This is a genomic window from Skermanella sp. (assembly GCF_059503625.1).
The window spans coordinates 1-9,425 of the sequence record NZ_JCACHA010000794.1 but is presented as its reverse complement, the minus strand read 5'-3'; the positions used below and the strand labels follow the sequence as shown (position 1 = coordinate 9,425).

8 protein-coding genes and 1 pseudogene are annotated in these 9,425 nt (G+C 62.3%); 2 read left to right on the top strand and 7 right to left on the bottom strand.

The genetic code is table 11. From position 1 onward, the window contains the following. The 6 genes from AC5JJ6_RS28075 to AC5JJ6_RS28050 all read right to left on the bottom strand — a co-directional run. A partial coding sequence (locus AC5JJ6_RS28075; RefSeq protein WP_496045222.1) for a hypothetical protein occupies positions 1 to 265 on the bottom strand: 265 nt, incomplete at its 3' end. An 86-nt stretch (positions 266 to 351) separates the two neighbouring features. Further along, positions 352 to 822, bottom strand: a complete 471-nt coding sequence (locus tag AC5JJ6_RS28070) for a hypothetical protein (protein ID WP_496045221.1) — start codon at positions 820 to 822, stop codon at positions 352 to 354. A gap of 156 nt (positions 823 to 978) precedes the next feature. After that, complete coding sequence (locus tag AC5JJ6_RS28065; RefSeq protein ID WP_496045220.1) at positions 979 to 1,449, bottom strand: hypothetical protein; 471 nt, start codon at positions 1,447 to 1,449, stop codon at positions 979 to 981. Between the two features lie 111 nt (positions 1,450 to 1,560). Beyond that, on the bottom strand, positions 1,561 to 3,009 hold the full coding sequence (locus AC5JJ6_RS28060; RefSeq protein ID WP_496045219.1) for an SNF2-related protein: 1,449 nt from the start codon (positions 3,007 to 3,009) through the stop codon (positions 1,561 to 1,563). Between the two features lie 170 nt (positions 3,010 to 3,179). Continuing rightward, entirely contained in the window at positions 3,180 to 3,824 is a 645-nt protein-coding gene (locus tag AC5JJ6_RS28055; protein ID WP_496045218.1) for a hypothetical protein, read from the bottom strand. A 198-nt stretch (positions 3,825 to 4,022) separates the two neighbouring features. Next, positions 4,023 to 4,412 (bottom strand): VOC family protein, encoded by a 390-nt coding sequence (locus AC5JJ6_RS28050; protein ID WP_496045217.1) that lies wholly within the window; start codon positions 4,410 to 4,412, stop codon positions 4,023 to 4,025. A 480-nt stretch (positions 4,413 to 4,892) separates the two neighbouring features. Here AC5JJ6_RS28050 and AC5JJ6_RS28045 point away from each other — a divergent pair, with 480 nt between their 5' ends. Next, the gene (locus AC5JJ6_RS28045; RefSeq protein WP_496045216.1) at positions 4,893 to 5,258 is read left to right on the top strand and encodes an SWIB/MDM2 domain-containing protein; all 366 of its coding nucleotides are present in this window, start codon (positions 4,893 to 4,895) and stop codon (positions 5,256 to 5,258) included. A 360-nt stretch (positions 5,259 to 5,618) separates the two neighbouring features. Then, positions 5,619 to 8,339: a hybrid sensor histidine kinase/response regulator gene (locus AC5JJ6_RS28040; protein ID WP_496045215.1), complete on the top strand. Its 2,721-nt coding sequence runs from the start codon at positions 5,619 to 5,621 to the stop codon at positions 8,337 to 8,339. Between the two features lie 125 nt (positions 8,340 to 8,464). Here AC5JJ6_RS28040 and AC5JJ6_RS28035 read toward each other — a convergent pair. Then, positions 8,465 to 9,283, bottom strand: a pseudogene (locus tag AC5JJ6_RS28035) (IS6 family transposase). Between the last annotated feature and the right edge of the window lie 142 nt (positions 9,284 to 9,425).

Sequence of the window (9,425 nt, the reverse complement as noted above, 5' to 3'; positions counted from 1 at the left end):
CATTCCACCCCGCCGTGCCGTCATTGTCGGTCCTCCCCTTGATCATGTATTTCTCGTTTCCATACAGTAGCTTGGCTAATTTTATCAACTCAAATTGTATTTGTATTGATAGACCTCTGATTTCAGCATGATGTATCTTAACTTCCGATAATCTTGAATTATCGGAAGTTATGAGGAGCAGCAGGAATGGACGGCGGTGGCACGGCGCTGCCGCTGTTGTCGGCCGTGGTACCAGGGCAGGGGGCTTGGCGAGCCGCGCAGCCACGATTGTTCCCGCATCGATCCGACCAAGGCCACCAGGTTGTGAGCAGTGGGAGGGGCAGGGTGCCGCCAAGCAAGTTCGGGGAGGATTCAGTCCGGGTTGCCACCGGGTTCGAGCCCAGGTACCGGTGGTTTGCTCCGCGGCGTTCTCCGGCGGGCGGGGGCGGGTTTTTCGGTATCATTCCGGCGCCGCGGTCGCGGCTTGCGCACTGTTTTGCCATTGCTGTCGGCATCGGCGCTGACCCGCACGGCGGAGCGCCATAGCAGATAGGTGTTCTCGCGCCGCGCCTGGTTTTCCGGCAGCAGGGCAGGGGGGACCCGGCAGTCCGGTTCACCTGGTCGCGGACCCCAGGCCGCCAGCCAGGCATCCTGTTCAGCGAGAACGGCTAGACGGTCGCGCCACAGGTCGTCGGGGGTGACCCAGTGCGGATGGGCTGGCGTGCCCCCAGTCACCGCCAGCAGTGCCGCCGCCAGCTGGCGCGCGACCGGTGGGGCTGTCGATCCGTCATGCTGGGTCGTCCACGCCTCCCGGATCGCCTCGTCAATTTCCAGATCCGTCACGCACAATAACTCCTCAAGATTCCCACATACAGGGAACAACATCAGGCAACCAGCCGGAAAATCGGCAGCAGCCCTTCCACGAACGTTCAACGGGAGAGGGAACGGAGATGCGGCACAAAGAGACAGCGCCAGCCCGGCACGGAGATACGAGCCCGTTCAAGGAGCCATCAGTTTGCGTACAGTTGCAGTCGATACGCCGAAATCCTTCGCCACCCGTGCCGGGCTCAGCCCTGCTCTGACGGCCGCGCGGACCATGCTGGCCTTCGCAGGCGGGATGTCTGTGACTGGCTCAGGGTTACGAACGATCCGGCCAACTGCCGGGCTCTTCGGCTCCATCACCGGCGGCACTGTCCGGCTGCTGTCGCCCGCTTCTGAAGCCGGGCCAATGCCCCGCCGGCGCGCCTCGCCGATGGCGACACGGATCAGGTCAACCAGGTCGTTGTTTTCAAGCTGGCCGACATCCCGCACGAGATCGGGCAGTTGGGCCCGGCGCCTGTGGCGCAGAGCCTGGTGACCGTCCTGGGAGGAGGGCCGATCAAACAGGGTGAGCTGTGTCTCGTTGATGACTGACATGGATATCAAGTGGTTCAGGAAAGGGTATCGAACAAGGCGGAACACCGGGAGCATGGCTGGTCGTCCCAGGAGATCACTTCCAATGGTCGGGAACGTACGGGATCATGCCCTCAGCGAAGGCAGTTTCCTGAACTTCGCTTCGGCCATGACTATGTCCGGGGCCGATCAGCAGCGGGCCGCAGCTTCGATGATCCGGGCGATCTCATCCAGCATTGCCGTATCGTCGCCGGCCATGCCGTCCATCGAAGCCATGCGCGTCACAACTCTCGACGTTATCGCTTCCTCGACGGTATCCTCAGCGTAGGTATAATAGATTACAGCACTGCTGCCATCCCGGTTGCTTCGTCCCTCAATCTGCTGCAGTTGCACCGCCGAGTGCCGCATGTCGTGGATCACCTGCGCGCGCGGACGGTTGCCGCCGGGCAGTTCGCCCTGATGCAGCGAGATGCTTTCCGTCACCGTGAAGATCACGGCATCCAATTCGCCACTCTGGTACGCGTTCCGGGTTGTCTCGTTCTCCTCAGCGCTGCGTTTTCCATTGATCTGGCCTACTTTCCAGCCGCGATCACGCAGCACCTCTTCGATCATTGCGCCGGTTTCCAGGAAAGCGACGGAAACCGCGACCTGGTGGCCGTTCAGAAGGAGGTCTTCCATGAAGTCAGCCTGTCCTGGCACGCGCAGAAGGCTCGCCTTCTGGCGAAAGCGAATTTCCGCTACCCTCCCGGTCGGGTGTCTGGTGCTGCCGCCGGCGAGCCCCAGTTCCTTACGGAATTCCCGCCACGACAGCTCATAGAGGCGTCGCGACCGGGCATCAAGTGCAATGGGGCCAAGTGCGCGTTGGACCTCCGGCCACCCGACGATGTCGGCAGGACGCCGACGCATGCCGATCGCACCGCCTCCTCTGTAAAGCAGATCGGAAATAACTGTCCGATCCCGCTGGTTGGCTTCCCATTTCCAGTTCTTCCAGCGCCCCCTGGCCCTGCCGATGCGCAGATGCTTCATCAGGTCTCTGAAGCCGGCGAGATCATGGGTTGGCCGTCCTGCGGCATGACCGAGAAGGCGTCCCAGGTATGACAGTTCGTGAGGCGCCTGCCCTGCGGTAGCGCTGAGATAAACCACGAAGCCTGCCGCATCGGCCATATGTCGGCAGGCCATGCTCTGCTGACTGTTCGGATTCCGTAACCGGTGCGCCTCGTCGAACACGATCAGCGGCCAGACTCTTTTCGGCGTGCCCAGTTTCGCCAGTTCATTGTTCTTTGCCCGGATCGAGCGCTTCACGCTCGCTGCCGGCGGGATCAGGAGGGATTTGATCCGCTCGTAATTGATAATCGTGACATCCCTGGGTAGTGAACCGGACAGATGTATGGTCCGGCGCCACTGCGCCACGGCCCCTTTCGGGCAGACGATCAGGATCTCCGTCTCGGGCATGTCAGCCAGCGCCAGCCAGGTCGCCAACGTCTTGCCCAGTCCTGTCATGTCGCCGAGCAGAAACCCGGGCCGCCCAGCTTTACGCGCTGCCAGGATCGCATCGACTGCCTGGATCTGATGAGGTCGTGGAACGAAGATGTCCGTGCCGGTCCCGCTGGAGAGATCCGCCCCGTACGTGGTTGACATTCCTGAGTCCGCTGTAATTCCCATGATCATTCGTATCCGGAGCGGAGCTCATCCCGAAATCAGCGCTGCTTATTGATCCAGTCATCCGCCTGGCTGCTTCTCACCACGATGTCCCCGGACGCCGGCGGCACAATCGCTGGAAAAGAGAGGCTGAACGCTGCTGTCCATCATTACAGAGGCGCATCGTCATCTCCCCCGCTGTCATCATCCATGACGTCCTCCCCCTCCGCCAGAGCCGATGCGGCTGCATCGCGCAGAACCCGGACCGGCGAGCGCCGTCCGGCTCCGCGGGCCTGCAGTCCGGTCTCAAGCAGTTCGAGCAGGGTGACGACCTCCCCGGTTCGGAGCACGACTTCATGCCGGCCCAGCCGCCGGGTGAGTTCGCCGGGCTTGGGGCTGCGCACCCGCGGTGGCGGTGGCGGCGTGCGGATGATCCGTGGGGCCCAGTCGACAAAGGCGTCACGCATCGGGGGCTCGACGCCCCAGCGCCTGGCGATGTGGCGCAGCACATCAGCCTGCCGGTCGGACAACTGGCCATAGGCGACATAGTGCAGCAGGAAGGTGGAAACCCAGGCGCGATCGTTGGGCGAGCCGTAGGCGCTGCGCCGGGCCAACGATCGGAACAGGCCGAAGTTGCACGCGATCATCTGGAGGGCCTGCCGGCCGCGGTCGAAGCGCCGGCGCAGTGCGCGGTGGCTGAGGTCGGCACCACTGTCGGCTGGATCGGCGCCGCGCTGCTCGGCGTCAATCAGCGCGATCCGAAGATTCCTGATGCGCCAGGCCGGCACTCTGCCCCAGGCTTCACGACTGCTCATGTCCGGCGACCTGCGGTCAAAGCGCTCTGGTGTGAACGCCACATCGTCCACCATTCCGGATCACGCAGACGCGGGAGACGATGAGAAACATACGTCGACCTCGTGTCGGGTTGCCTGTGTGGATTGCTCTCTGAGGTAACCACGTTCGATATCGTACTCGCTCCTGACACCTGAAAAACGTGTGCTGGCATGGTCAGTTCAGGGCCTGCTTACCGGATAGGAGATAAATTCGAGAAGGGATCCATCGGGATCGCGGAAATAGACGCTGATGCCGGTTCCGCGTGCTCCATGTCGCTCGACAGGTCCCAATTCGACTGCGATGCCATGACGCCTCAAATGCCCGACGGCATCTTCGATCGGCCCCGGCCATTCGAAGCACAGGTCGCTTCCACCTGGAGGAACCGGAAGCCTTGCGACAGGAGTGGGCGTCAGTCCGGGACCGTGAACATTGAGCTGTGCCTCTCCAAAGCGATAAACCCAGGCCGCTCCAGTCGGCACCACCTCCGCCCCAAGGACATCATGGTAGAAGGTGTTGGATCGCTCCCAGTCCGAGACGTGGATAACGCAGTGATCGAGCTTGATCGTCATGGCTGTTCCTTGCCTCCTCGTCATTGCCTTTCTGGCAAAGTTTCAAGAGCAGCGCTTCAACGTATATTTCCGCATGTTGTCCGCGATGATCTAAACAGTTGGGACGAGCCTTCGCACGACTGCGCCGACGGTCGCCGCTTCATCCTTAGCGCTCCACCGGTCTCCCCGGATAGCAGGACGCCGTGCCTCAGGGGTCGTGGCCATGACCCACGGCGGCAACTGGCGCCAGTTCGTCCGCTGTTGGAAAAAACCACTCCCAGCCCGTCCTCCCAACGTCGCTGAGCGGAGCACCAATCCGCCGGCTACCTGAATGATCAGTCGATTGCGGCAGCCCGATAGCTCTTCCCGATAGTCTTATCCCCGATCTTGCAGCTGAATCCTTGTGCATGAAAGGGACCTTCCTGCACGACTGCGCGTTACTTGTGGTCGACAGATCATCGCCGGCTACAGCCAGGCGACCGGGCAACTCGGAGAACAAGCATGCCGACTAAGCCACCGAAAGAAAGCAAAGCATCCAAAGAAACCGAGGCGACCAAAGCCGCCAACGAACCGAAGGGAAAAAGCACCAAAGCAGAGCCAGCAAACCCAGAAGGCAAGAAGCCCAATGCGCTCCAAAAGCTGTTGCAGCCGTCCAAGGAGCTGGCCGCTGTGGTCGGGGCTGAGACCCTGCCGCGTGGTGAGGTCGTCAGCAAGGTCTGGGACTATATAAAGAAGCACGACCTGCAAAACCCGGAAAACCGGCGCGAGATCCTGGCGGATGATAAGCTGGAGGCGGTGTTCGGCAGGAAGAAGGTAACAATGTTCGAGATGAACAAGTACCTGTCCCAACACCTTACGTCGCCTTGAACAGGACGACAGACTACAACTGGAACCACTGTCCAGCACGCAATCAGTATGAATCGTTCCCGGAGACACACCCTGACATGCCTGGCAGTTGTCAAAGCCACTGGAAGCCGCGATGCCCATGATGACGGATTACAGGGCCTCCGCCTGCCACGGCGTACAGCCCGGCATTACCCTCTCCGCGTTCTACAACCATACCGCCGACTGGAGGTACTTGAAAACGGGCGCGGTTATCCTGATCAGGGAGAAACCGGCAAAGGACGCCGTTGGTAGTGGTCGTGAGGGTCAGTTCCGCAGCATGAGGACGGTGCCGGACAAGGCCGCTCTCCGGAAGCGGCCACGGATACATCGGGGCGTTGCGCGATGACGGTCGCCAGCGGACATCTGGCTGCTATTGTCGCCTCCTCGCCCGACGGAATCATGAGCTTCGCGCTCGATGGCACCATCCTGAGCTGGAATCTCGGCGCCGAGCGCATTTTCGGCTACACGGCGGAGGAGGCGGTCGGACAGTCGGTGATGCTGCTCATGCCCGATGACCGCGCTGATAAAGACGACCGGCGTTTCGAACAAGTGGCTCGGGGTGAGATCGTCCGTTTCGAGGCACCCAGGCGCCGCAAGGACGGCAGCCTGTTCGAGGCGGCGGTGACGCTCGCACCGATGAAAGCCGGCAACGGCGCCATCGTTGGTTTGTCAGCGATCTGCCGTGACGTCACCGGGCACCGCCACCTGCAGGCAGAACTCAGGAAGAGCGCGCAGCAGTTCTCAGCCTTCTTCGAACAGGCTACAGCTGGCTTGGCAATCGGCGCCCTTGACGGTAGCTTCCTCGTCGTCAATGACCGCTACTGTCGGATTGTTGGTCGCTCACGCGAAGAGTTGCTCGCCCTGCGCATGCACGACCTCACGCACCCCGACGATCTGCCGCTCAATGCCACGCTCTACCAGCGCCTTGTGAACAGCGGCGAACCGTTCGAGATCGAAAAGCGGTACGTGCGGCCGGATGGCTCAACCGTGTGGGTCAACAACAGTGTCAGCGCGATCCGCGACGATGAGGGACGGCTCGTGTCCGTGATTGCGGTGTCGATCGACCTGACCGACCGCCGGCGGATTGAAGCGGCGTTGCGCGAGAGCGAAGCGCGCTTTCGGCACATGGCCGACTCGGCACCGGCCCTGATCTGGATGACGGACGAGCATGGGCACGTCACCTTCGCCAACATGCACTACGATCACGTATTCGGCCGACCTGCCGCCGAGATGCTTGGCGAGGGCTGGGCAAAGATCGTCCTGCCGGAGGACCTCGAACCACACACCAGGGCCTTCGTCGCAGCCTTTCAGGCCAGGATGCCGTTCTGCCATGAGACCCGGGTCCTGGACCGACGCGCACAGGTCCGCTGGCTGCGGTGCGAGGGCGTTCCCCGCTTCGACGACCAAGGCGAGTTCCTCGGCTACACCGGCTGCAACGTAGACATTACGGACGCAAAACTGGCACGTGACGACCTTGAGCAACGGGTGGCGGATCGCACCGAAGCGTTGGTCGAGAGCGAACGGCGCTTCCGCACCATCTTCGACTCCGCCTTTCAGTTCATGGCGTTGCTGACACCCGACGGGACGGTCGAGGAGGTGAACCAGACCGCGATGACGTGGAGCCGGATTGGCCCGGAGGACATCGTCGGGCAACCGTTCTGGCTCGCCGCGCCGATGCGCGACAATCCGTCACTTCAGTCAGCAGTCCGAAATGCGATTGGCCGTGCCGCGGCAGGCGAGGTGGTGCGTGATGAACACGAAATGCGGGGTGCAGGCGACGTGCGTGCGATTGTCGACTTCTCAGTCAAACCGGTCCTCGATGATGCCGGCCATCCACGTCACCTCATTGCGGAGGGGCGTGACGTCACCGAGCAGAGACGCGCCTCCGAGCAGCTGCGTCAGGCGCAGAAAATGGAGGCCATCGGCCAGCTCACCGGCGGCGTTGCCCACGACTTCAACAACCTGCTCCAGATTCTCTCGGGCGGCCTCGGAATGCTTGACCGTCAGATGGATCCGGTCCGTCGTCAGCGGCTGATCGACGGCATGCACCAAGCCGTGGAGCGCGGGGCTTCGCTCACCCGCCAGCTGCTGGCATTTTCGCGTCGTCAGCAGCTCCGGCCCGAGGCGGTCGATATCGGGGCCCGAATCGACGGCATGCGCGACCTGCTCGACCGCTCGCTGCGCGGTGACGTCCAGGTCGAGACCTGCTTCCCGCCTGACCTCTGGCCTGTCGAGGTCGACCCCGGGGAACTTGAACTCGTCATACTGAACCTCTGCGTCAATGCCCGGGACGCCCTGCCGGAGGGCGGCACAATCACCATCTCGGCCGGGAATGCGCCAGACCTGCACGACAGGGGCTTGGACAGGGATTTTGTTAGATTGAGCGTCACGGACACCGGCACCGGGATGACGCCGGAGGTCGCGGCCCGGGTGTTCGAGCCATTTTTCACGACCAAGGACATCGGCAAGGGGTCCGGACTTGGGCTGGCCCAGGTCTTCGGTTTCGTACAGGCCTCGGGTGGTTGGGTTGGTATTGACACCGCCCCTGGCCACGGCACTACCGTTGTGCTGCTGCTGCCAAGATCGGAGAAGTGTCTCTCTGTGCCTGCTCGCCATTTAGCCGAACCCGAACTGCTGCGGGAGGCCGCCGGGCTCGGCCATGTGCTGCTGGTGGAGGACAGCGACGAGGTCGCGGCACTGGCGGAGGAGATGGTAACCACGCTGGGTTATGAGGTGACCCGGGTCGCGAGTGCCGCGGCGGCACTCGGTGCCCTGGCGGATGGCCGTGAGATCGATGCCGTGTTCTCGGACGTCATGATGCCGGGCGGCATGAGTGGCGTAGCACTCGCACGCGAACTCAGTATCCGTCGGCCGGATCTTGCCGTCCTGCTCACAACCGGTGTCGAGGCATCGGCACGTGATGCCATTGCTGAGGGTATTCAGGTAATCCTCAAGCCTTATAGGATGGCCACCCTTGCTACCGCACTTGAAGCGACTATCAAACGGCGGTCGAGCAGGTCAGACAACGAGACTGCCAACGGAATGGGGGAGGTATACTGGTAAGGCTATGCGGAACGTGTCAGAGTTTGTTCGCAGACGGGACGTGCCAGCCGGTGCTGATCGGAAGGTTCTGTCAGCTTTCAGGGCGAGTTGCGCATCGGACAAGCGTGTGACTACCAGAAGCTGTATCATGCTGTGGAGATCAGGTCGCGCAGCGCAGCCACGCGCTGCAAGTGGATGGTCCGGCGACGAGCGAGCGAGACGTTCTGGTTGATGTAGCTGGCCGGTCGCAGGAAGTTGCGGACCTCATCGAAGGCTCGGCAGAAGCGCTGAGCCGCATCGAAGTTCTTGAAGCCGCGCATTGGCCGATAGCGTCCTTTTATGCCCCGGTGATTCTGTTCGATCACGTTGTTTTTTTACTGACTGGTACGGTGGTCGACGTCGGTGCCGAGCTCGTCGGCAATGGCCCTGGGATAGCTGGTATGGCCGTCGGTGGTGACCTGCTCGGGCTCGACCTGGGTGACCGACCTGGCTGAGCGGAGGAACGCCTTGGCCGCAGCCATGTCGCGGGTTTTGCTGAGATAGACGTCGACGAGGTTGCCATCGCGGTCGATCGCCCGGTACAGATAGCACCACTCGCCAGCGACTTTGAGGTACGTCTCATCCACGTGCCAGCACCGGCCGGCCTTGTCGACCCGGCGCTTGCGCAGCCCCTCGGCCAGCAGCGGTGCCAGCTTGGCCTCCCAGTCTCGAACCGCTTCGTGGGTGAACACGATGCCGCGGATCAGGAACATCTCCGCCAAGTCGCGCAGGCTCAGCTTGTAGCGCAACCTCCAGAAAACCACGAGAAACATGATGTCCGTCGGCACCTGGACCCGGTTCAGCGCCGTGCCGGTCCGCTCGTTGAATCGCCGCCCGCAACCCCGGCAGCGGAAGCGCCGGAAACCATGAACCGTTCGCCCCTCCCGCTCGGTGGTTGACGACGAGTGGCAATGCGGGCAGTCCATGGCGGCTCTCTTGATCGCTCAAAACGGGCTCGCGAACCTATCCGTCAACGCCTCTCCCGGCAAGCTGCCCTGAGATCTGACAGAACCACATGGCAAGGTTGAACAGTCATAGGATCTTGGTGCAGAAGGCAAGTCCCGCCAC

Excerpts from the sequence above, each read along its gene's own strand:
- AC5JJ6_RS28065 (WP_496045220.1), bottom strand. The coding sequence starts at position 1,449 with ATGCTCCCGGTGTTCCGCCTTGTTCGATACCCTTTCCTGAACCACTTG.
- AC5JJ6_RS28060 (WP_496045219.1), bottom strand. The coding sequence starts at position 3,009 with ATGTCAACCACGTACGGGGCGGATCTCTCCAGCGGGACCGGCACGGAC.
- AC5JJ6_RS28055 (WP_496045218.1), bottom strand. The coding sequence starts at position 3,824 with ATGAGCAGTCGTGAAGCCTGGGGCAGAGTGCCGGCCTGGCGCATCAGG.
- AC5JJ6_RS28050 (WP_496045217.1), bottom strand. The coding sequence starts at position 4,412 with ATGACGATCAAGCTCGATCACTGCGTTATCCACGTCTCGGACTGGGAG.
- AC5JJ6_RS28045 (WP_496045216.1), top strand. The coding sequence starts at position 4,893 with ATGCCGACTAAGCCACCGAAAGAAAGCAAAGCATCCAAAGAAACCGAG.
- AC5JJ6_RS28040 (WP_496045215.1), top strand. The coding sequence starts at position 5,619 with ATGACGGTCGCCAGCGGACATCTGGCTGCTATTGTCGCCTCCTCGCCC.